Source organism: Micromonospora chaiyaphumensis, from assembly GCF_900091435.1.
GTDB lineage: Bacteria > Actinomycetota > Actinomycetes > Mycobacteriales > Micromonosporaceae > Micromonospora > Micromonospora chaiyaphumensis.
On record NZ_FMCS01000006.1, the window covers coordinates 307,433 to 328,700 of the forward strand.

General features: G+C 72.5%; 16 protein-coding genes. 5 read left to right on the forward strand and 11 right to left on the reverse strand.

Features of this window, described 5'->3' with window-relative positions; genetic code table 11:
• The first annotated feature begins 387 nt into the window (after nt 1-387).
• Nucleotides 388-717 (forward strand): nucleoside triphosphate pyrophosphohydrolase family protein, encoded by a 330-nt coding sequence (locus GA0070214_RS18485; RefSeq protein WP_091265571.1) that lies wholly within the window; start codon nt 388-390, stop codon nt 715-717.
• Between the two features lie 1,874 nt (nt 718-2,591).
• Complete coding sequence (locus GA0070214_RS32510; protein WP_244167757.1) at nt 2,592-3,548, forward strand: hypothetical protein; 957 nt, start codon at nt 2,592-2,594, stop codon at nt 3,546-3,548.
• Nucleotides 3,549-3,550: 2 nt separating this feature from the next.
• On the opposite strand, the gene GA0070214_RS18495 is transcribed toward GA0070214_RS32510, so the two are convergent.
• Together GA0070214_RS18495 and GA0070214_RS18500 are read right to left on the reverse strand one after the other, a co-directional pair.
• Nucleotides 3,551-4,546 carry a D-alanine--D-alanine ligase family protein gene (locus GA0070214_RS18495; protein WP_091264950.1) on the reverse strand — a complete coding sequence of 332 codons (996 nt, stop codon included), beginning with the start codon at nt 4,544-4,546 and terminating at the stop codon, nt 3,551-3,553.
• A 7-nt stretch (nt 4,547-4,553) separates the two neighbouring features.
• Complete coding sequence (locus tag GA0070214_RS18500; RefSeq protein ID WP_091264952.1) at nt 4,554-5,867, reverse strand: aminotransferase-like domain-containing protein; 1,314 nt, start codon at nt 5,865-5,867, stop codon at nt 4,554-4,556.
• 293 nt (nt 5,868-6,160) lie between these two features.
• On the opposite strand from GA0070214_RS18500, the gene GA0070214_RS18505 reads away from it, so the two are divergent.
• Nucleotides 6,161-6,826 (forward strand): GNAT family N-acetyltransferase, encoded by a 666-nt coding sequence (locus GA0070214_RS18505; RefSeq protein WP_091265574.1) that lies wholly within the window; start codon nt 6,161-6,163, stop codon nt 6,824-6,826.
• 45 nt (nt 6,827-6,871) lie between these two features.
• Here GA0070214_RS18505 and GA0070214_RS18510 read toward each other — a convergent pair whose 3' ends face one another.
• The 7 genes from GA0070214_RS18510 to murJ form a co-directional block, all read right to left on the reverse strand.
• Nucleotides 6,872-8,032 (reverse strand): N-acetylmuramoyl-L-alanine amidase, encoded by a 1,161-nt coding sequence (locus GA0070214_RS18510; RefSeq protein WP_091264955.1) that lies wholly within the window; start codon nt 8,030-8,032, stop codon nt 6,872-6,874.
• A gap of 188 nt (nt 8,033-8,220) precedes the next feature.
• Nucleotides 8,221-8,544 (reverse strand): thioredoxin, encoded by a 324-nt coding sequence (trxA, locus tag GA0070214_RS18515; RefSeq protein ID WP_073836974.1) that lies wholly within the window; start codon nt 8,542-8,544, stop codon nt 8,221-8,223.
• Nucleotides 8,545-8,581: 37 nt separating this feature from the next.
• Nucleotides 8,582-9,535, reverse strand: coding sequence for a thioredoxin-disulfide reductase (gene trxB / locus GA0070214_RS18520; RefSeq protein WP_091264958.1), 954 nt, complete (start codon nt 9,533-9,535; stop codon nt 8,582-8,584).
• A 178-nt stretch (nt 9,536-9,713) separates the two neighbouring features.
• Nucleotides 9,714-10,682, reverse strand: coding sequence for a hypothetical protein (locus GA0070214_RS18525; protein ID WP_091264961.1), 969 nt, complete (start codon nt 10,680-10,682; stop codon nt 9,714-9,716).
• Nucleotides 10,679-11,410: an RNA polymerase sigma factor SigM gene (gene sigM, locus GA0070214_RS18530; protein WP_091264965.1), complete on the reverse strand. Its 732-nt coding sequence runs from the start codon at nt 11,408-11,410 to the stop codon at nt 10,679-10,681. The genes GA0070214_RS18525 and sigM overlap by 4 nt, the downstream gene beginning before the upstream one ends.
• 43 nt (nt 11,411-11,453) lie before the next feature.
• Complete coding sequence (locus tag GA0070214_RS18535; RefSeq protein WP_091264968.1) at nt 11,454-13,067, reverse strand: protein kinase family protein; 1,614 nt, start codon at nt 13,065-13,067, stop codon at nt 11,454-11,456.
• Nucleotides 13,068-13,497: 430 nt separating this feature from the next.
• Entirely contained in the window at nt 13,498-15,246 is a 1,749-nt protein-coding gene (murJ, locus tag GA0070214_RS18540) for a murein biosynthesis integral membrane protein MurJ (RefSeq protein ID WP_091264972.1), read from the reverse strand.
• A gap of 132 nt (nt 15,247-15,378) precedes the next feature.
• On the opposite strand from murJ, the gene GA0070214_RS18545 reads away from it, so the two are divergent.
• Together GA0070214_RS18545 and GA0070214_RS32840 are read left to right on the forward strand one after the other, a co-directional pair.
• Entirely contained in the window at nt 15,379-16,839 is a 1,461-nt protein-coding gene (locus GA0070214_RS18545; protein ID WP_091264976.1) for a CCA tRNA nucleotidyltransferase, read from the forward strand.
• A 180-nt stretch (nt 16,840-17,019) separates the two neighbouring features.
• Nucleotides 17,020-19,059, forward strand: coding sequence for a S8 family serine peptidase (locus GA0070214_RS32840; RefSeq protein WP_091265578.1), 2,040 nt, complete (start codon nt 17,020-17,022; stop codon nt 19,057-19,059).
• A 64-nt stretch (nt 19,060-19,123) separates the two neighbouring features.
• Here GA0070214_RS32840 and GA0070214_RS18555 read toward each other — a convergent pair whose 3' ends face one another.
• Both GA0070214_RS18555 and GA0070214_RS18560 read right to left on the reverse strand, forming a co-directional pair.
• Complete coding sequence (locus GA0070214_RS18555; protein WP_091264979.1) at nt 19,124-20,629, reverse strand: flotillin family protein; 1,506 nt, start codon at nt 20,627-20,629, stop codon at nt 19,124-19,126.
• Nucleotides 20,630-20,655: 26 nt separating this feature from the next.
• Nucleotides 20,656-21,198, reverse strand: a complete 543-nt coding sequence (locus GA0070214_RS18560) for an NfeD family protein (RefSeq protein ID WP_091264982.1) — start codon at nt 21,196-21,198, stop codon at nt 20,656-20,658.
• Nucleotides 21,199-21,268 lie beyond the last annotated feature (70 nt).

Here is a 21,268-nt window from a genome sequence, read left to right on the forward strand (position 1 = left end):
CTCGGCCGCGTCGTCCCTCCGGGGGCGACGCGGCCGAGTCGTTTCCGGGCCGACCGGCCGCGGTGTTCGGGAGCGGGCGGGTCTGGTTGGTGGCGCGAAGGCGTGCTGCCTGCTCGAGGAGGCTCGTAAACCTGGCGTCCGGGCCATGGCGTCCGTGGCCCCCGGCGTCCATCGTCCCGGCGTCGGGCGTCCTGGCGTCCTCGCCATGGTTGGGCGCCGTCTTCGGGGCGGGTGACCTTGGTGGGTGCCGTTGCGGAGCAGGCGTGCGGGATGTCGACGCGGTGGCGGTGCGGCAGATGACCGCGGCTGTTGTGCTTCTCGCCGGCGGCTTTCCCATGGTCGGAGCAGGACCGTGCTGGTGGGATGGGCGCGGCATACTGGTCCGCCATGGACCTGGACGCGTATCAGCGCGCTGCTCTCCGCACGGCCGCTCCCCGTGACAAGAGGAACGAGCTGCTTCACCTGGTGCTCGGACTGGTCGGCGAATCCGGCGAGATCGCCGAGAAGTTCAAGAAGTGGGTTCGCGACCTCGACAGCGACGAGTCACGGATCGACCGGGCCGACATCGCCAAGGAACTCGGTGACGTGCTCTGGTACGTGGCCGTGCTCGCCGACTACCTCGATCTGTCGCTGGACGAGATCGCGGCGGCCAACCTTGCCAAACTGGCCAGCCGTCAAAGCCGTGGCCTGCTGGGCGGCAGCGGCGACAACCGCTGAGCCAGAGGGCTCTCTGTCTGGCTGTCGAGCTGGCTCGAGGCGGGTGTGGGCGGTCGCCGGTCTACCGCCGCAGCGGCAATCCCCGCGCCTCCGTTTCACGTGAAACGAAACGGAGGAGAGTGCGTTGGGCCCGGGCAGCGCCGGGGCGTCGGAATGTCGGCCGGTTGCGGAGGCCCCGGGGTCGCCCGGCCCGATGTCGACCGGCGGACCGCTCACCCGGTGCGCTCGTGGGCCGCTCTCGTCAATCGGGTGCCGCTCACTCGGCTCCAGCCGGTGCGCCTCGTAGGTTCGGCCGTGTCTCCTCCTCACAGACAATCCGGCTGTCACTCGTGCAAGCCGCCGTGCGGCCGCCCGCGTCGCTGCCGATGTTCCTCGCGCCGGATGCCATCCGGCGCGTTTGGACGTCTCTCGACGGCGGGCTCCGCCGCAGAAGTGGTTCATCCGGAGCGCTGTGAGCGTCCTGGAACCGTCTTTCGTCCCTGCGCCCTCTGGGGTGCGGACTCGCGACCATCACCCGTCTCAGAGGCGCTGAGCGGGATCACCGGGTGGTGTTCCACCGCGGGCCAACCGCATCGCCGCTCCGCCGTGTGTCGGGCGTCGCGAAACCGAGCGAGCCGTCGTCCAGAGGTGCCGGGATCCTCAGGCGTTCCGCCGTCGGCGAGGTCGTGAGACGAAGCGGCGATTCGCGCTTGGCCGGTCCTGGGACCGCCGAGCGCCTAGCGCCGAGCGCCGACCCCGACCGCCAGCGCCGACCACTGAGTTGCGACCGCTGACCACCGGGCCGCCGACCGCCGAGCCGCCGACCACCCACCACCGACCGCCGAGCAGCGTGCGGCGAGCACTGAGCCGCCGACCGCCGGGCCGCGGAGCACCGAGCACCGAGCCGCTGACCGCCGTGCCGCCAACCCTCGTGCCGTCGAGCACCGACCGCCGAGCGCCGAACGCCAACCTGAGCGCCGAGCACCGAGCCGAGCGTCGAGCCGCCGAGCGTCGACCGCTGAGCGCTGTGGGCCGAGCCGTCAAGCCGCCGAGCGGGTGGCGCGGCAGAACATCTCTGGGCCGCGGGCACCTCCGCATTGTTCGCGATGCGCAACTCCTCGTTGGCCGCCCGGCGTTGCCGCCCAGGGCCCGGCAGCCCTGGCCCTTCGTTGCTGTCCGGCAGCGCCCTACCCGTGCCGCGGCTTAGAAGCCGACTTCTCTGGGCCGGGCCGGGATGCTCCTTGAGCGGGCCAGGACCCGCTGCCGTCCGGCCCGGGCCCTCTCTAGTCATGCCGGCCCACAGCCCGCCGTGTAACCGCACCGGCTCCCCAGTTCACCAACTGAGTGTCTGCCCGCAGACAGCCATCTCTCCCCGCCATCCGTTGTTTCACGTGAAACCCGTCAACCCGCTCACCGTCAGCCGAAGCACGATTGCGGCACCGCAGCGAACACGCCGGTCCATCCGCCCGGCGGATCTCACCGCCCACCGCACCGCCGAGTTGGAAGCGCCGACACGGCGTGCGGTTTCACGTGAAACACAACACCCTCCCGCCATCCACCGATCCGCCGCCGCGACCGCGCAGACGAATCTGCGGGAGCAACGGAACGACCCAGTGCCGATCGTCGACTCGCTCGTTGGGAAGGAAGGATCGAGCCCTCCAGGCACCGTCGAGACCGACCCCCGGTTATCCACAGTCGTTTTCCACAGGCGCTCCCCGTTTCACGTGAAACACCGCGCGGAAACCCTTGCTGAGCTGTGGATGACGCGCTGTGGTGGCTAGCTCAGCGGCCTGTGGACAACGCGGTGGACAACCGGTTGTGGATCGACGAGGAACGCTCAGCGCCTCGCCGCTCAAGTAGGGACAGGCGTCGCCAACTCGGTTAGGGTCAGCGTCGTGCAGGACACCCCTCCCTCAGTCCCGGACTTCACCCAGTGGCCCTCCTTTCCCTTCGAGGGCGATCTCCACGTCAAGCCACTCGACGAGCCGGTGCCGGTCGAGCCTCCCCGCCGCGGCGAGGGGAATCGGGAGTGCACCGCGTGCAACGCGCCGGACGAGGCGTACATCTGGGTGGGTGAGCGATGGCGGGTCCGGGCGATGGACCGGCCCACCGGCCTGCCGATGGTGCTGATCCTGGAGTCCCGGTCGCACCTCGATCTCGGCGACCTGCCGAACCTGCTCGCCGCCGAACTGGGCGTCATGACCGTGCGTCTGGAGCGGGCCATCCGGTCGCTGGACGGCGTGGCTCGCGTGCACGTCAACCGCTGGGGCGACGGCTCCGCGCACCTCCACATGTGGTTCCTGGCGCGGCCCTACGGGCAGCTGCAGTTGCGGGGCACGTTCCTGTCCCTGTGGGACTCGATCCTGCCGCCGATTTCGGAAGCGCAGTGGCGGGAGAACCTGGCGATGGTCGCGGCCTGGCTCGCCGAGTTCGGCGGCCGCCCACTGGCCGAGCCGCCCCGCATCCAGTGGCAGGCGCCGTCCAGCCTCAGCGCCCCGTCAACCACCGGGGTGGCCGAGGTACCCGAGGAGGAGACCGCCTCGGTGATCGAGGCCGCTGACGAGATCCCGGAGAACGAGGCGGCGGAGGGGAAGCTACCGGCCGAGGAGCCGGACCAGCCCGCCACGCCGAAGCCGACCGACGCCGGCGCACCGACCGGCACAGCGAACCAGACGGACGGGCCAGCCCAGGCCGCCACACCGAATCAGGCCGGCACGCCGAACCAGGCCGGCGAACCGGAGCAGGCCGGGACGCCGGAACAGGTTGCGGTACCAAGGCAGGCCGACGCCCCACAGCGGGCGCGCACATCGGAACAGGGCGAGACGCCGAAGCAGGCGACCGGGTCAGCCTGACGTCACGGCCGGCGGGTGGCGGCGCGGCTCACCAGCGTGCCGAGCACCCGCCCGAAGTCCAGCCCGGCCGCCTGGACAGCCAGCGGCAGCAGCGAGGTCTCGGTCATCCCCGGGGAGACGTTGACCTCCAGCACGTGCGGTTGCCCCTCCGCGTCGACGATCAGGTCGACGCGGGAGAGGTCGCGGAGGCCGAGGGCGGTGTGCGCGGCGAGCGCCACCTCGGCCACCCGCTCGGCCGCGTCCGGGTCGAGCCGGGCCGGCGCGTGCCAGGTCGTGCGGCCGGCGGTGTAGCGGGCCGCGTAGTCGTAGACGCCGTTGCGCGGCACGATCTCGACCGGGGGCAGGGCCTGCGGGCCCTCACCCAGGTCGAGCACGGAGACCGCCACATCCATCCCGGGCACGTAGCGCTCGACCAGGGCCGTCTGGTCGTACGCGAAACAGCCGACCATGGCGGCCGGCAGCGACCCGGCGTCGCGGACCACGGCGGCGCCCAGGCCGGAGCCGCCCTGCGCGGGCTTGACCATGAGCGGCAGGCCGAGCCGGTCGGCGATCCGGTCCAGGACGGCGACCGCGCCCAGCTCGGAGAACCGGTCGTGCGGCAGCGCCACCCAGTCGGGCGTCGGGATGCCCGCCTCGCGCAGCACCGCCTTGGCGGAGGGCTTGTCCCAGGCGAGCCGGGACGCGCGGGCGTCGCAGCCGACGTAGGGCACGTCGCAGAGGTCGAGCACTCCGCGCAGCGAGCCGTCCTCGCCGGTGGCGCCGTGCAGGGCGATCACCACGGCGTCCGGCGGGTCGGCGGCGAGGGCGGGCAGCAGCGCCACGTCGGCGTCCCGCAGCTCGGCCTCCACGCCGACCGCGCGCAGCGCGTCGAGCACCCGCCGGCCGGACCGGAGCGAGACGTCCCGCTCGTAGGAGAGCCCGCCGGCGAGCACCAGCACGTGCAGTTCGTCGGTGGCGGGTCCGGTCACGGACGTGGGTGCGGCAGGGCTGACGGACATGCGGGAATCATGCCAAGTCGGGACCGGGCGCGTCGGAGCCGCCCTGCCGGCGCCGCGGACCCGCCCCGCCGACCGCGCCGAAGACCTTGCGCATGGCGATCTCCTGCTCCATGACGCCGGCCAGCCGACGGACGCCCTCCCGGATCCGCTCCGGGGGCGGGAACGAGAAGTTGAGTCGCATGTTGCCGGCGCCGGTCCCGTCGGCGTAGAAGCCGGTGCCCGGCACGTAGGCGACCCGGGCGGCGACGGCCCGCGGCATCATCGCCTTGGAGTCGAGGCCGTCGGGCAGGGTCGCCCAGACGAAGAGGCCGCCGGCCGGGGTGGTCCAGGTGGTGCCCTCCGGCATCAGGTCCGCGAGCGCGTCGAGCAGGGCGTCCCGGCGCTCGCGGTAGACCTCCCGGTAGACCTTGAGCTGCTGCCGCCAGGGCATGGTGCCCAGGTACGTCGAGACGGCGGCCTGCGCGTAGCCGCTGGGGCAGAGGATCTGCGCCTCGCTGGCGATGACGAGCTTGTCCCGGACCGCGTGCGGGGCGAGGATCCAGCCCACCCGCAGGCCGGGCGCGAAGGTCTTGGAGAAGGTGCTCAGGTAGAACACCCCGTCGCGCCGCCGGGCCCGCAGCGGTGCGGGCGCCTCGCCCTCGAAACCGAGCTGACCGTACGGGTCGTCCTCCACCACCAGCAGCCCGGCGCGCTCGCAGATGTCGAGCACCCGCTCGCGCCGCTCCTCGCTCAGCGTCACGCCGGTCGGGTTCTGGTAGGTGGGGATGGTGTAGAGGAACTTCACCCGCCGGCCGGCCCGGGCCAGGTCGGCGATGGCCGCCTCCAGCGCTTCCGGGAGCAACCCGTCGGAGTCCATCGGCACGTGCACCACCTGGGCCTGGGCGGCCTGGAACACCCCGAGTGCGCCGACGTACGTCGGGCCCTCGGCGAGCACCACGTCTCCCGGGTCCAGGAAGAGCCGGGCCACCAGGTCGAGCGCCTGCTGACCGCCGACGGTGACCACCACGTCCTCGGGCGAGGCGCCGCACGACGCGTCGATCCCGGACAGCGCCATCACCTCGCAGATCCGCTCGCGCAGCTCCGGGGTGCCCTGGCCGATGCCGTACTGGAGGGTGGTGGCGCCGTGCTCGGCGCCGAGCCGGCCGAGCATCTCGCCGACCGCGTCGAGCGGCAGCGCCGCGATGTAGGGCGCACCACCGGCGAGCGAGACCACCTCCGGCCGGCTGGCCACCGCGAAGAGGGCCCGGATCTCGGAGGCCGTCATCCCCCGGACCCGCCGGGCGTACCGGTCGGTGTAGTCGTCGAGCGTCGTGCCGGTCATGACATCACCTCGATCGGGTGTCGGCGGGGCTGCCGCCCGGTGTGGTACCCGCGATGCCGGCAACCATGGCGGCGCGCGGGAGGCCGGTTGGTCGATCGTAGTCGCCTCCGTCCAGCACCGGACCCACCGTGTGGGTACGTCCACATCCCGGACCGGCCCGCTCCCCGGCTCGGGTGGGCGTTCGCGCGTCCTCTCCCGTAGCGTCGGGCGGGAGCGTACGATCGCTCGTCGGGGGCAGAAAGGCGGCGGGAGACCGCGGTGGTCTCCGCTCCGGGCCTATGGGTGGGGTGCTCATGTCGCGACGTCTGGTCAGTCTGACCCTGGACACGCTGGAGGACCTGCCCCGCTCCTGCCGTCAGTGCGTCTACTGGGAGCTGGACCCGGTCTCGGCCGAGCGCGCGTGCGCCGCCGGTGACCCTGGGCTGGAGAAGGAGGCCTGGGTCTCCCAGACGCTCCTGGAGTGGGGTTCCTGCGGCAAGCTCGCGTACGTCGACGGCATGCCCGCCGGTTTCGTCATGTACGCCCCGCCGGCGTACGTTCCGCGCTCGATGGCGTTTCCCACCTCGCCGGTCTCCGCGGACGCGGCGCTGCTCATGACCGCGCACGTGGTGCCGGCCTTCGCGGGCGGCGGATTGGGCCGGATGCTGGTCCAGGGGGTGGCCCGGGATCTCACGAAGCGCGGCATCAAGGCGATCGAGGCGTTCGGCGACGCGAAGTTCGGCGACGACGGCGACGACCCGACGCGGGCCTGCCTCGCGCCGGCCGACTTCTTCCTCTCGGTGGGCTTCAAGACGGTACGCCCGCACCCGCGCTACCCGCGCCTCCGCCTGGAACTGCGCACGGCGCTGAGCTGGAAGTCCGACGTCGAGTACGCGCTGGAGAAGCTGCTCGGCTCGATGAGCCCGGAGACGCTGCTGCGCCCGGTCCGCCCGGCTCCCGCCACCCGCTCGATGAGCTGAGGGCCCCCGACGAGCTGAGGCCGGTCGACGAGCGAGGCCGCGTGCTCAGTCGACCACCGTGCCGGCGGCCACCACCGCCCGCAGCTCGCTCACGTCGATCGAGCCGGTGGGCACGTCCCGCTCGATCGGGTAGTACATCCGCTGCACGGCCGCCACGATCGCCTCGACCAGCCGGTCCCGGAACCGCGGATCCACCAGCCGGGCGCGGTCGGCCGGCGAGGTCAGGTAGCCCACCTCGACCCGGACCGCCGGCATCCGGGTCAGCCGCAGCAGGTCCCAGGCCTTGGCATGGGTACGGCAGTCCCGCAGCCCCGTGCGGGCCACGATCTCCCGCTGCACCAGCCCGGCCAGCCGCTCTCCGGTGGCAGAGGTGACGCCGTTGTCGGTGCCGTAGTGGTAGGTGGCCACCCCGTCGGCCGCCGGGTTGGCGTGCCCGTCGGTGTGCAGCGAGATGAAGACGTCCGCGCCGAGGGAGTTGGCCAGCTGGGCGCGGTCCGCGTCCGGCAGGCAGGTCCGCGGGGACGGGCCCCGGGTGAGCTGCACGCGTACGCCGGCAGCGGCGAGCCGACCCTCCAGCCGGCTGGCCAGGTCGTGCGCGAGGTCCGCCTCGGTCCAGCGCAGCGGGCCGTCGGGCACGACCACGCCCGGGTCGGTGCCGCCGTGTCCCGGGTCGATGACCACGGTCCGCCCGACCAGGGTCGGCCCGGCCTGCCGGATGGCGTCGGCCTCCCGGAGCCACTGCGGGCGCCCGCCGACCACCTTGCGGCCGAGGCGGCGCAGTGCGTTGACGGTGTGCGGACCGCACGTACCGTCCGGTTTCAAACCCATCTCCCGCTGGAACTGGGCCACCGCGCGGGAGGTGCGGATGCCGTAGATGGCGTCGGCGCGGCCCACGTCGTATCCCATCTCCAGGAGCCGTTCCTGGAGCGACCGGACGTCCTCGCCGATCAGCGGCTCGGGGACCGCGTGGTAGAGGGCGCGGGCGCCGAACCGCCAGCGGGCCGCGTCCAGCGCCCGCCAGGTCTCCGCGCCCACCCGCCCGTCGACGCTGAGGCCGCGGGACTGCTGGAACGCCCGCACCGCGCGTTCGGTCTCGGCGTCGAACTCCTCGCCTCCGCGGCCGGCCGGGAGCAGTTCCAGGCCGGTGAGCACGGTGTGGATCTCGGCCACCGCGGGGCCCCGGTCACCGGGTCGGATGGGACGCACGACGACCCCCTCTGCACGGACGCTGGCTGGCCGGAGACTCCGACGGAGGTGCTTCCCCGCTGGGGACGCCTTACGGAGCGTACCGTGGCCGATCACCGACGATCACGAATTCGCCGCAGGTCGGAAACGCGGAACCCCCGTCACCCGGGATCGGGCGGACGGGGGTTCCGGCGGTGTCGGGCGTCGGCTCAGAGCGCCGACTCGATGAGCTTGACCAGCTCACCCTTCGGCTTGGCGCCGGCGATGGACTGCACCGGCTCGCCGTTCTTGAAGATGGTCAGGGTCGGCACGGACATCACCCGGTAGGTGCGCGCCGTCTCGGGGTTCTCGTCGATGTTGAGCTTGACGATGGTGACCTGGTCACCCATCTCGCCCGCGATCTCCTCCAGCAGCGGCGAGACCTTGCGGCACGGACCGCACCACTCCGCCCAGAAGTCGACCAGAACCGGCTTGTCGGACTTCAGCACGTCGCTCGCGAAGCTCGCGTCCGTGACCGCCTTGGTTGCTCCCACTATGAACCCCTCCTCCGGGACCTTTTGTGAAAATCTTTCAGCCTTGCAGGGTGGCGATGAAGCGCTCGGCGTCCAGCGCGGCCGCACAGCCCGTGCCGGCCGCCGTGATGGCCTGCCGGTAGGTGTGGTCGACCACGTCACCGGCGGCGAAGACACCCGGAATGCTGGTGCGGGTGCTCGGCGCCTGCACCTTCACGTACCCCTCGTCGTCCAGCTCCACCTGGTCGCGGAACAGCTCGCTGCGCGGGTCGTGACCGATCGCCACGAAGACGCCGGTGACGTCGAGCACCTTGCTCTCGCCGCTGTGCACGTTGCGCAGACGTACGCCGCTGACCTTGCCGTCCTCGCCGAGGATCTCCTCGATGACGCTGTTCCACTCGACCTTGATCTTCTCGTTGCCGAGGGCGCGGGCGGCCATGATCTTGCTGGCGCGGAACGAGTCGCGGCGGTGGATGATCGTCACGGACTCGGCGAACCGCGTGAGGAAGCTGGCCTCCTCCATCGCCGAGTCGCCGCCGCCGACCACCACGATGTGCTGGTTGCGGAAGAAGAAGCCGTCACAGGTGGCACAGGACGACACGCCGTGGCCCAGGTATTCCTGCTCGCCCGGCACGCCCAGCGGGCGCCAGGCCGAGCCGGTGGAGAGGATGACCGCCTTGGCCCGGTAGGCCGTCTCGCCCACCCAGACGGTGCTCACCGTGTTGGAGCCGACCTCGCCGGTGTCCTTCAGCTCGACACGGGTCACGTCGTCGGTGAGGAACTCGGCGCCGAACCGCTCGGCCTGCTTGCGCATGTTGTCCATCAGCTCGGGGCCGAGGATGCCGTCCGCGAACCCGGGGAAGTTCTCCACCTCGGTCGTGGTCATCAGCGCACCGCCGGACTGCACGCCCTCGATGACCAGCGGCTTGAGGTTGGCGCGCGCGGCGTAGACCGCCGCCGTGTAACCGGCCGGCCCGGAGCCGATGATGATCAGGTTGCGGACCTCGTCCACTGCCGTCTCCCGATGTGTGTGTTCGTCACCGGCGCGCACCGATGTCGATCCCGAGTGCCGACAGCTCAGCGACAGCGGCACCTGACTTGCAGAACGTCATCGTACGAAGCGGGGATTCCCGAGCCGGTCATCCGGTGGGTCACGTCACGTGGCAGAACCCGCCCGGGTGACCGCGACCTCACCCTACCCGCGTGGTGAAGCGGGTGTCCGCGCCGGACCCGGGGACCCCGCACTCGGGTCCGCTCACCCAGGCCCACCTGGCGCCACCCGCGTCGGTGAAGGTGACGACCAGCGCCGGGCGGCCCTGGAACCGGGCGTAGTCGATCAGATCGACGGTGAGGGGGCCGGCGCGGTGTTCGGCGCCGATCTCGGACAGGCAGGAGGCCAGCGCCTCGGGACGGGCGAGCCGTTCCAGCCCGACGGCCTCCGAGAGCCGGTGCACGTCCTGACCCTCCGCCGAGCTCGCCTTGTCGCTCGCCGTCGCCGAGGGCCCGGCGATCTCGGTTCGCAGCCCGGAGAAGGCGTCCGGGGTGTAGTCGGTGCCGCTGTGCCGGGCCGGCCCGGTGGTCTGGAACGGCGCGGCGGCCATCGGGGCGGCCCCGCCGTCGGCCCGGCTGCCCGCGTTGTCGACCGCCCCGGTGGTCTGGCCGGCACCCGTGTCGACCAGGTGGCTGACCCCGAACCCGACAGCGGTCACCGACGCGGCGGCCAGCGCCACCGGACCGGCGAGCCGGGCCCAGCGCCGCGAGCGGCGACCCGGTCCGGTGTTCCGGTCCTTCCGACCCGCCGCGCTCGCCGGGTGGGCACCCCGGTTGGGTTGTGCCGGCACGGCGGCCGGGGTCGAGCCCGGCTCGGCCGGGTCGAAGGCCAGGTCGCCGGCCGGGGCCGGGCCGGCGCCGGCGAGCGCCGCGGTGATCCGGTCCGCCACGGCGGGCGGTAGCTCCGGCGCGGGCGCGGCGGCCCACTGGGCCAGGTCGGCCTCGACCAGGTCGACCGCCCGGGCCAGAGCGGCGTGCGCCTCGGCCCAGGCCGGGTCCTGCTCGACCAGCCGGGCGACGGTGGCCTGCTCCGGGGTGCCGTCCAGCGCCCCGCCGAGGTAGTCGGCGAGCAGGTCGTGGTCGACCTCGCTGAACTTCCGGGACGTCACGTCTCCTCCTGGCTGGCGTCGCGCCGGGACCATCCCGACGTGGATCCGACGCCCTCGGGTGGCCGCGGGTTCCCGCCGGTGACCCGGGGCACGTCCGCGACCTCGTCGGAGCCGGTCCGCAGGTGCCCGAGGAGCACGGCCAGCCGGGCCCGGCCCCGGGCGCACCGGCTCTTCACCGTCCCCTCGGCGACCCCGAGGATCCGGGCCACCTCGGCCACCGGGTAGCCCTGCACGTCCACCAGCACCAGCGCGGCCCGCTGCTCGACCGGGAGCGCGGCGAGGGCCTGCCGGACCACCAGGGCGGTGTCGTGGTCCCGGGCCGGCGCGGCCGGCTCCACCCCGCCGGTGTGCGGGCCGGGCTCCCCGTCGGTGTGTACGCCGTCCGGCAGTGGGACGGTCGCGTGCGCCTGCCGCCGCCGGATCCGGTCCAGGCAGGCGTTGACCACGATCCGGTGCAGCCAGGTGGTGACCGCCGAGTCGCCCCGGAACCGGGCCGCGGCCCGGTGCGCCGACAGCAGCGCGTCCTGGAGGGCGTCGGCCGCCTCCTCGCGGTCCCCGAGCGTCCGCAGGGCCACCGCCCAGAGCCGGTCGCGGTGGCGGTGGAACAGCTCGGTGAAGGCGTCCCGGTCTCCGGCGGCGTGCGCCCGCAGCAGGTCGAGGTCGGACACGCCGGCCGCCGGGCCGTCCCCGGTCGCCGGCTCGGGCGTACGCCCACCGCGACCCGCCATCACCACGTCCGGCGGAGGCGGTGCACCGGGTGCGGCGAACGGCTCACGAGCCCTCGACCGTCAGTTCCTGGACCCCGAGCTTCCAGCCACCGCCGCCGTCCTTCTCCGGCAGCTCGGTGATCCAGAAGAGGAGGTACTGGTATTTCTTCTCCGGGTCGAACCCGTCGAAGACCATCGTGGTGCCGTCGTGCTCCTCGAACGGTTGCCCGATGCGCTCCGTGTAGGCGTCGACGAGCTTCTTGTCGCCGGAGGAGCTGGACTCGAACTCCTTCGTGCCGGCGCGCAGCTCGGCCGAGGCGCCGGTGGACGACAGCGTGGCCTGGATCGACTTGACCGTGTGCGGGGCGCCGAGGTCGATCCAGATCCCCATGCCGTCCTTCAGGCCGCCGAACTTGCCGTTGTTCCGGTAGCTCTGGGTCTCCCAACCCTCGTTCGGGTCGCCGTCGATGACCTTCTCGGCGTCCCGCACCTCGGCGCGGTCCCGGCTGTCCGGGTCGATGATCCGCACGTCCTGGATGGTCAGCTTGCGGACCGGCGCGGCCGGCGCGCTGGTGCCTCCCCCGGCGGGCGCACTGCTGGACGGCTGGCCCACCGGTTCCTGCCGAGGGTCCTTGTCGTCGCCGAGGGCGCTGATCCCGATGAGCAGCCCGACCAGGGCCACCGCCAGCAGTGCGGCGATGCCCAGGGCGACCTTGCGGCCGCCGGCCGCGGCCAGCGGCGAGGGCTCGTCCCCGGTGTCGGCGGTGAAGCGCAGCGGGCCGGCCTGCTCCAGGAAGTGCTCGTCGGCCGGGATGTCGAGCCGGTTCAGCTCGGCCGACAGCACGTCCGACGAGGGCGGGGCCATCTCCGGGTCGAGCAGGTCCATGCAGAGGTCGTCGAGGTACGCCGGCACCCCGGCGCGCACCTGGCGGGGAGCGGCGATGGCGCCGCCGGCGTCCCGGACCGCGTCGGGGAGGGCGGCGCGACCGTGGCCGGCGGTGGCGCCGTGCAGCGGGGCCTCGCCGTGCGGCCAGTGCCCGGTCAGGGCGAAGTAGAGCACCCCGCCGACCGCGCGCAGGTCGTTCTCCTGGCTGTCCGCCCCGTCGGTGCGCGCGTCGGCCAGCACCACGCGGCCGTCGTCGCTGATCATCACGGTGCCGGGGTGGACGTTGCCGTGCACCATGCCGGTGGCGTGCACGGCGGCGAGGGCGCTGGCGACCGCGCTGCCGATGGCCGTGGCGCGGGCCGGGTCCAGCGGACCGTCGGCGGTGACCAGCTCACGCAGCGACTGGCCGTCCACCCACTCGCGGACCACGTAGGCCCGGTCGGCCTCGTCGATCGCGTCGTAGACGCCGACCAGGTTGGGGTGGATCACCCGGCTCGCCGCGACGGCCGCCTGGAGCATCTCGGTGGCGGAGTCGCCACCGGGGTAGCGGAGGACCACCGCGACGGGGCGGCGCAGCACGACGTCGACACCGCGCCAGACCAGCCGGCCCGCGCTGTCGTTGTTGATGTGCTCGACCAGCTCGTACCGCTCGGCAAGGACTTCACCGACCGCGGGAGCACCGAAGGTCACGACCGGAGGAGAAGTCTCCTCCGCCTCCTGACCCTCGCCGACCTGGGTCACCCGTCCTCCCTCGGTGATCGTGTCGATCGATGGACCCGTGCTGCTGGGCATGTGGCTTCCCGCTCTGCCTTGGCTGGAACCGGCAGACCGGTGTCGACGCCCACGTCGGCACCTGCCGTACCCGTCGAGAGCGACCTTACCCGGGATGCCCGGTTCTCCGACATGTCATCTTCCCGCCGGAGCCGGTGGGACGCCAGTGACCATGGTGATCGGCCGGGTGAACGGCCCGGTTCGGCCACGTCGCTGGGACACGCACGCCCAATCTAGATGTTGACGGCAAGTAGTCGGCGCAGGGGCGCACCGGTGTGGCGGCCTTTGCGACCCGGGTGAGTTTCCCCAGCTCCGGCCCGTCACCCTCAGCCGTACGGTTGGTTGTCCACAGGCCGAGAGGCCCATTGGGCGGGGGAACACCGAGTTATCCACAGCCGTATCCCCAGGCTGGTGATCGTCGTTCACCGTCCGTCATCGGGGCTGGTCGACGTCACCGGCCGATCCGACGGCGGACCATCCCGACCACCTCGGTGATCTCGCCGATGCGCAGCGCCATGGCCAGCCCGAGGTACGTCACGCCGATCACCGCGCCGCCGATCACCAGCTGGACGGCCGCGGCCAGCCAGCTCAGGTGCGCCGGGTCGCCGGGAAGCACCTTCACCACGAGCAGGCCGACCAGCGCGGCGCCCAACGCGGCGACCACCACCCGGCCCATGGTCCGCATGATCCCGCCCAGCCCGATCCGGCCCACCCGGGGCCGCAGCAGCAGCGCCGAGACGACCGCCGCCGCCACGTACGAGATCGCGTTGCCGAGCATCATGCCGGCCGCCGCGAAGGTGGCCGAGAAGGCCAGGTAGAGGCCCACCTGGAGGAGCACGCGCAGGGCCACCACCGGGATGTTGACCAGCGCCGGGGTGCGGGTGTCCGGCAGCGCGTAGAAGGCGAAGGTGAAGAGCTGGCTGATCGCGAAGGGCACCAGGCCGACCGCCGCCACCAGCAGCACGGTCGACGTGGCCACCGCGTTGTCGCCGGTGAAGGCGCCGTACCGGAAGACCACCACCGAGATCGGGCCGGCCAGCACGGCGTAGCAGACCGCGACCGGGGCGAGCACCGCGGTGACCATCCGGGTGCCCCGGGACAGGTCGGCGGTGACGTCGCGGAACCGGCCGTCGGCGGCGGCCGCGCTCATCCGGGGCATGAGCGCCGTGATGATCGAGACGGCGATGATGCCGTGCGCCATCATCAGCAGCAGGAAGACGTTGTTGTAGATGAGCAGGCCGGCGTTCTTGCGGTCGCCGCCGGAGGCCCGGGTGAGCAGGTTGACCACCACGAAGAGACCGAGCTGGTTGACCGCGACGTAGCAGAACATCCAGGCGCCGAGCCGGGCCAGCTCACGCAGGCCGAGCTCGCGGAAGTCGAAACGCAGCTTCCACCGGAAGCCGACCTTCCGCAGCGCCGGCAGGAGGCCGACCGCCTGCACCGCCACGCCGAGCAGCGTGCCGCCGCCGACCAGCAGGATCCGGTCCCAGCCCACCTCGCCGGGCCGCAGCGCGGTCGCGCCGTACACGACGATGTACAGGCCGAAGGTGCCGATGGAGACGATGTTGTTGAGGATCGGTGCCCACATCGGGGCGGCGAAGTGTCCGCGGGTGTTCAGCACCGCGGCGATCAACGCGCTGATGCCGGTGAAGAACAGCATCGGCAGCATCAGGTAGGACAGCCGGGTGACCAGTTGGGTGTACTGCGGGTCCTTCCCACCGGCGGCGTAGAGCGCGGTCAGCACCGGGGCCAGCAGGACGGCGATCAGCGCGGTGGCGGCGAGTGCCAGCACCGCCAGGGTCAGCAGCCGCTGCGCGTACGCCTCACCGCGGTCCGTGTCGACCTTGCGGCGGCGGACCAGCACCGGCACGAGCACGCTGGTCAGCACGCCGCCGAGCAGGAACTCGTAGACCTGGTTCGGCAGGAACTGAGCGGTCGTGAACGCGTCGCCGACCATGGTGCCCAGCGCGGCGCCGATCATCAGGTTGCGGACGAAGCCGGTGCCCCGGCTGACCAGGCTGCCGATCGCCATCACCGCGCTGTTCGCCGCGGCGCTGGTCTCGGCCACCACCTCCTGGGGCGGCGCGGTGGCCTCGACGCCCGGCTGGTTCAGCGGCTCCGCCGAGATGAAGGTGGCACCGTCGTCCGGCGGCAGGCCGCCGCCGTGCGCGTTCGCGCTGCGGTAGAGCCCGCCGCTCATCTCCCAGCCTCCAAGGGGTACGCGAGAGCCGGGCCTCCCCGGCCCCGCCCAACGGAAACCTTAGTCAACCTCGGCCGGATACCCGCGCCCGGCGCAGGAGCCACGGCCCCGGCCCGATAGGCTGGCGATCCCATGTCCGAAGCCTCCGCCTCCCACGCCGCCGACCGCCGCGACCTGACCGCCGCGCAGCGCAACGCCGTCGCCGAACTGCTCCGCGTCTCCCCGGTCGCCGACGAGCTGGGCCGGCGTTTCGCCCAGGCCGGTCACGAACTGCACCTGGTGGGCGGATCGGTCCGGGACGCCCTGCTCGGTCGCCTCGGCGACGATCTGGACTTCTGCACCGACGCCCACCCGGATGAGACCATCCGGATCATCCGCGGCTGGGCCGAGTCGATCTGGGAGACCGGGCGGGAGTTCGGCACCATCGGCTGCCAGCGCGACGGTCTCCGGCTGGAGATCACCACCTTCCGCGCGGAGGCGTACGACCAGATCAGCCGGAACCCGGTCGTCGAGTACGGGACCAACCTGGTCGACGATCTCAAGCGCCGGGACTTCACCGTCAACGCGATGGCGGTCAGCGTCCCCGACCACCGGTTCACCGACCCGTACGGCGGCCTGGCCGACCTGGCCGCGAAGGTCATCCGTACCCCCGGCACGCCGGAGGAGTCGTTCCGGGACGACCCGCTGCGGATGCTGCGCGCGGCCCGGTTCGCGGCGCAACTGCGCTTCACGGTCCACCCGGACGTCCGCGCGGCCATGACCCGGATGGCGGCCGACCTCGACCGGATCACCGCCGAGCGGATCCGGGACGAGTTCACCAAGCTGCTCTGCGGCGCCGACCCGATCACCGGGCTGCGGCTGCTGGTCGACACCGGCCTGGCCGAGCGCTTCCTCCCGGAGCTGACCGGGCTCAAGCTGGAGATCGACGAGCACGCCCAGCACAAGGACGTCTACGAGCACACGCTGACCGTGGTCGACAACGCCATGTCGATGGAGGAGGACGGCTGCGATTTCGTGCTGCGGATGGCCGCGCTCATGCACGACGTCGGCAAGCCGGCCACCAAGGCGGTCGGGCCGGACGGCCGGGTCAGCTTCCACCACCACGAGATCGTCGGCGCCCGGCTGACCAAGGCCCGGATGAAGGCCATGCGCTACCCCAAGGACGTGACGTCCCAGGTGGTCAAGCTCGTCGGCCTGCACCTGCGCTTCTACGGGTACGGCCGGGGCGAGTGGACCGACTCGGCGGTCCGCCGGTACGTCACGGACGCCGGTGACCTGCTGACCCGTCTGCACAAGCTGACCCGCTCCGACTGCACCACCCGCAACCGGCGCAAGGCGGCCCAGCTCGCCGCCGACTACGACGCGCTGGAGGAGCGGATCGCCCGGATCGCCGCCGAGGAGGACCTGGCCCGGGTGCGCCCCGACCTCGACGGCAACGCGATCATGGAACTGCTCGGCGTGCCGCCGGGGCCCGTCGTCGGGCGGGCCTGGCAGTACCTCAAGGAGCTGCGGCTGGAGCGCGGCCCGCTGGACCGCGACGAGGCGGAGGCCGAGCTGCTCCGCTGGGCCCGGGAGCAGGACGTCCTCGGCTGAGGCCGGCGACCCTCGCACGACGATACGCCGGCGTGTCGACCGAACGGTTGACGCGCGACGGTCGATGTCTCCCGCATGATGTTGGTCATCACCGACCTCCCCGGTACCGAGGGCGAGGCGGTTCTGATCGCATCCGCCCGTCCGATCCGGACGGTCGCCGGACACGGGGAGAAAATCTCAGTGAGACGTCACGGCGTGTTGCGCCGCTCTGCGCTGGTGGGGCTCGCCCTCACCTCGGCAACCTCCGTCATCTGCGCCGCCACCGGCGGCCCCGCCCTGGCCGACCCGAGCAACCCGCCGCGGGCCGCGGTCCGGGGCGCCGACACCGCCGGTGCGGTGCCGGACCGCTACATCGTCGTCCTCGCCGACGGCAAGGCCACCCCCGCCGAGGTGCGGGCGAACGCGTCGGCGCTGGCCGACGAGCACGGCGGCTCGGTCCGCCGGGTGTTCAGCAAGGCACTGCGCGGCTACTCCGCCACCATGAACCGCCGGCAGGCGGAGAAGCTCGCGGCCGATCCGGACGTCGCCTACGTCCAGCAGGTCCAGCGCTATTCCGCCAGCGGCACCCAGAGCACCCCGCCCTGGGGCCTGGACCGGATCGACCAGACCAAGACGAGGACCGACGGCAGGTACACGTACCCGGCGACCGGTGCCGGGGTGACCGCGTACGTCATCGACACCGGCATCGACATCGCCCACCAGGACTTCGGCGGGCGGGCCAGCAACGGCTACGACGCCGTCGACCAGGACAACGTGGCCCAGGACTGCGACGGGCACGGCACGCACGTGGCCGGCACCATCGGCGGCACGAAGTACGGCGTCGCCAAGGACGTCAACCTCGTCGCCGTACGGGTGCTGGACTGCGAGGGCAGCGGCACCTCCGAGCAGGTGCTCGCCGGCATCGACTGGGTCACCACCAACGCCGTCAAGCCGGCCGTGGCCAACATGAGCCTCGGCTTCGGCGGCACCGACCAGGCGGTCAACGACGCGGTCAACCGCTCGATCGCCTCCGGGGTCACGTACGCCGTGGCGGCCGGCAACAGCATGCAGAACGCCTGCGGCGTCTCCCCGGCGAACGTGCCGGCGGCCATCACGGTCGGCGCCACCGACCAGGTGGACTTCCGCGCCTGGTTCTCCAACTACGGCAGCTGCCTCGACACCTTCGCGCCGGGCACCGGCATCGTCTCCGCCAAGATGGGCACCACCGACGGCTCGGTGGCCATGAACGGCACGTCGATGGCCTCCCCGCACGTGGCGGGCGCCGCCGCGCTGCTGCTGGAGGCGCACCCGACCTGGACCGCGCAGCAGGTGCGCGACTCGATCGTCACCACCGGCCTCGGCGGCGCCGTGCACGACACCATGGGTTCGATCGACCGGCTCCTGCACGTCGGCACGGTCCCGACCGCCCGCGGCTCGTACGGCCTGAAGTCCCGGTACAACGGTCGCTACGTGACTGCGGAGACCGCGGGCACCAAGCCGTTGATCGCCCGGGGCACCACCATCGGGGCCTGGGAGAAGTACGACGTGGTCGACGCGGGCACCGGCCTGGTCGGGCTGCGAGCCCGGGTCAACAACAAGTTCGTGACCGCGGAGAGCGCGGGCGCGAAGCCGCTGATCGCCCGCGCCGCCACCATCGGCGCGTGGGAGCAGTTCCAGATCATCGACAACACCGACGGCACGATCAGCCTGAAGGCGGTGGTCAACGGCCGGTACGTCACCGCGCCGAGCACCACCTCGCCGCTGATCGCCAGCAAGACCGCGATCGGCACGGCCGAGAAGTTCGACTTCGACGCGCCGGCCCCGGTCGTCGGCATCAAGTCGCTGGCCAACGGGCAGTTCGTCACCGCGGAGAGCGGCGGCAGCAAGCCGCTGATCGCCCGGTCCGCCACCGTCGGGGCCTGGGAGAAGTTCGAGATCGTCAGCGTCGGCGACGGCTTCTTCGGCCTCAAGGCACTGGTCAACGGCAAGTTCGTGACCGCGGAGAGCGCGGGCGCGAAGCCGCTGATCGCCCGGTCCACCGCGATCGGCCCGTGGGAGACGTTCGACTTCCTCGACTACAACCCGGACGGCTCGATCTACCTGCGGGCGTACGTCGACGGGCAGGCGGTCACCGCCGGCAGCACCGGCACCAGCCAGCTCATCTCCAGCCGCACCATCGACTGGGAGAGCGAGACCCTGGGTCTCGGCATCGGCGAGAAGTTCGTCGTCGCGGTCATCTGACCGTCCACATAACGGCGCCCGCCGGAATCCCCTGCAGGGGACCGGCGGGCGCCGTCGTGTCAGGTCACGGGTTGACGGCGGTGCCGTCCACGGTGTTCCTGCCGTTGGCGTGGGCGCTGCCCAGCTTGGCGAGCAGCCCGGCCAGGTCGATGCCGGTGAGGTCGCTGCCGAGCTGGAGGCCCTGCGCCACGTTGCCGGCGACCGACTTCGTCAGCGACGAGGCGCCGTCCGTCGAGATGACCGTCATCTTGTCGATCGCGCCGATCGGGGCGCTGGCCGCCTCGACCACCTGCGGCAGCACCTTGACCAGCAGGTCCAGCACCGCGGCCTCGCCGTACGCGGCGAACGCCTCGGCCTTGCGGGCCATCGCGTCGGCCTCCGCCTGCCCCCTGGCCAGGATGGCCGCGGCCTCGGCCTGACCCTCGCGCTCGACCGCCTCGGCGATCGCGGAACGCCGGCGCTGCTCGGCCTCACCCTCCTTGGCGCCCTCGATCGCGTTCGCCTCGGCCAGCGCGGCCCGCCGGGCCCGCTCGCCCTCACCGGTGAGCCGGGCCTGCTCGGCGGCGGCCTGAGCGGCGGCGATGGTGGCCTGCCGCTGCGCGTCCGCGTTGAGCACCGCCGCGTTCCGGGCCGCCTCGGCCTCCTGCTCGACCTTGTAACGGGCCGCGTCGGCCGGCTTGCGCACCTCGGTGTCGAGCTGGCGCTGCTTGAGCTCGGCGTTACGCTCGGCCACCTTCTGCTGCTCGGTGAGGATCGCCTGGTCCCGCTCGGCTTGGGCGAGAGGGCCGGCCGCCGCCGACTTCGCCTTTGCCGCGTCGATCTCGGCCTGGATGGCGGCCTGCTTGAGCGACAGGTTCCGGTTCGCCTCGGCGATGGCCTCCTCGGCGAGCAGCCGCTCCTGCTCGGCCTGCTGCCGGGCCCGCGCCTCGGCGATGGCCGCGTCCTTGAGCACCCGGGCTGCCTCGGGCCGGCCCAGGTCGGACAGGTAGGACCCCTCGGCCAGGATGTCCTGGAGCTGGAAGGTGTCCAGCACCAGGCCCTGGTTGGTCATCGAGTGCTCGGCCTCCTCGGCCACCGCGCTGGCGAACGCCGCCCGGTCCCGGATGACCTCCTCGACGGTGAGCCGGCCGACGATCGAGCGCAGCGCGCCGGCCAGCACCTCCCGCGTGAAGTCCTCGATCTCGTCCTGCTGGTGCAGGAACCGCTGGGCGGCCGCGCGGATGGCGTCCTCGGTGCCGCCGACCTTGACGATGGCCACGCCGTGCAGGTCGGTGCGGATGCCCTGCTTGCTCACCGCGCCCTTGATGCCTACGTCGATCCGCCGGCTGGACAGGTCGAGGGACTGGAGCTTCTGCACCACCGGCAGCACGAACACCGAGGCGCCGAGCACGACCTTCTGGCCGGACATGTCGGTGGAGCGTCCGCCGTCGGCGGTCTGGGTGGTCCGGCCCTTGCGGCCGGTGACGATGAACGCCTCGTTCGGGCCGGCCACCTTGATCCGGGAGAGCACGAAGAGGACGAGGACGACGGCGAGGAGGACCGCGCCGCCGATGGCGACGAGCAGGGGCATGGGATTTCCCGTCTGTGCTGGGGGAATCAGTAGGTCTCGACGTGCACGCTGGTCTCGCTGAGCGCTTCGACCACGAAGATCCGGGCGCCGACCGGGATGGGACGGTCGGCCCGGGCGTTGAGCTTGACCGGCTGACCGGCGAGGCGTACCCGGACCTCGCCGTAACCGTCGGCGGGGACCGGGGTCACCACCAGGCCGATCGCGCCGACCAGGTGGTCCCGGGTCGGCGTGGCGTCCGTGCGCATGTTCCGGGCCGCGCGGCTGAGCCGGGCCGCCAGCCAGCCGGTGGGCACGGCGGCGAGCGCGCCGCCGGCCACCGCCGCCGCGATCATCCCGGGGGTACGCCCACCGAGCAGCTCGTTGACGATCGCGGCGCCGAAGCCGAACGCCCCGGTGAACCCGGCGGCCGCCTCCAGCGACACCGGCCCGTCGACGTCCGGATGGCCGAGGTGCAGCACGCCCGACCCGAGCAGGGCGAGCGTCAGCACCGCGACCCCCGCCCCGCCGATGATCAGGAAGATGAGCGTCCCCGTGGCCACGACCTGCACGGTATCGACGTCGCGCAACATCAACGACCGACCGAACGGTCAGCGACGAGCGACGCTCAACTCAAGATCGACCAGCTGCTTCGGCAGTGGC

What these genes read in the sequence shown, in the direction of transcription:
- GA0070214_RS18495 (WP_091264950.1), bottom strand. Translation starts at nt 4,546, where the DNA reads ATGTCCGTCAGCCCTGCCGCACCCACGTCCGTGACCGGACCCGCCACC.
- sigM (WP_091264965.1), bottom strand. Translation starts at nt 11,410, where the DNA reads ATGGCGGGTCGCGGTGGGCGTACGCCCGAGCCGGCGACCGGGGACGGC.
- GA0070214_RS18505 (WP_091265574.1), top strand. Translation starts at nt 6,161, where the DNA reads ATGTCGCGACGTCTGGTCAGTCTGACCCTGGACACGCTGGAGGACCTG.
- GA0070214_RS18535 (WP_091264968.1), bottom strand. Translation starts at nt 13,067, where the DNA reads ATGCCCAGCAGCACGGGTCCATCGATCGACACGATCACCGAGGGAGGA.
- murJ (WP_091264972.1), bottom strand. Translation starts at nt 15,246, where the DNA reads ATGAGCGGCGGGCTCTACCGCAGCGCGAACGCGCACGGCGGCGGCCTG.
- GA0070214_RS18500 (WP_091264952.1), bottom strand. Translation starts at nt 5,867, where the DNA reads ATGACCGGCACGACGCTCGACGACTACACCGACCGGTACGCCCGGCGG.
- GA0070214_RS18560 (WP_091264982.1), bottom strand. Translation starts at nt 21,198, where the DNA reads ATGTTGCGCGACGTCGATACCGTGCAGGTCGTGGCCACGGGGACGCTC.
- GA0070214_RS18545 (WP_091264976.1), top strand. Translation starts at nt 15,379, where the DNA reads ATGTCCGAAGCCTCCGCCTCCCACGCCGCCGACCGCCGCGACCTGACC.
- GA0070214_RS18555 (WP_091264979.1), bottom strand. Translation starts at nt 20,629, where the DNA reads ATGCCCCTGCTCGTCGCCATCGGCGGCGCGGTCCTCCTCGCCGTCGTC.
- GA0070214_RS18485 (WP_091265571.1), top strand. Translation starts at nt 388, where the DNA reads ATGGACCTGGACGCGTATCAGCGCGCTGCTCTCCGCACGGCCGCTCCC.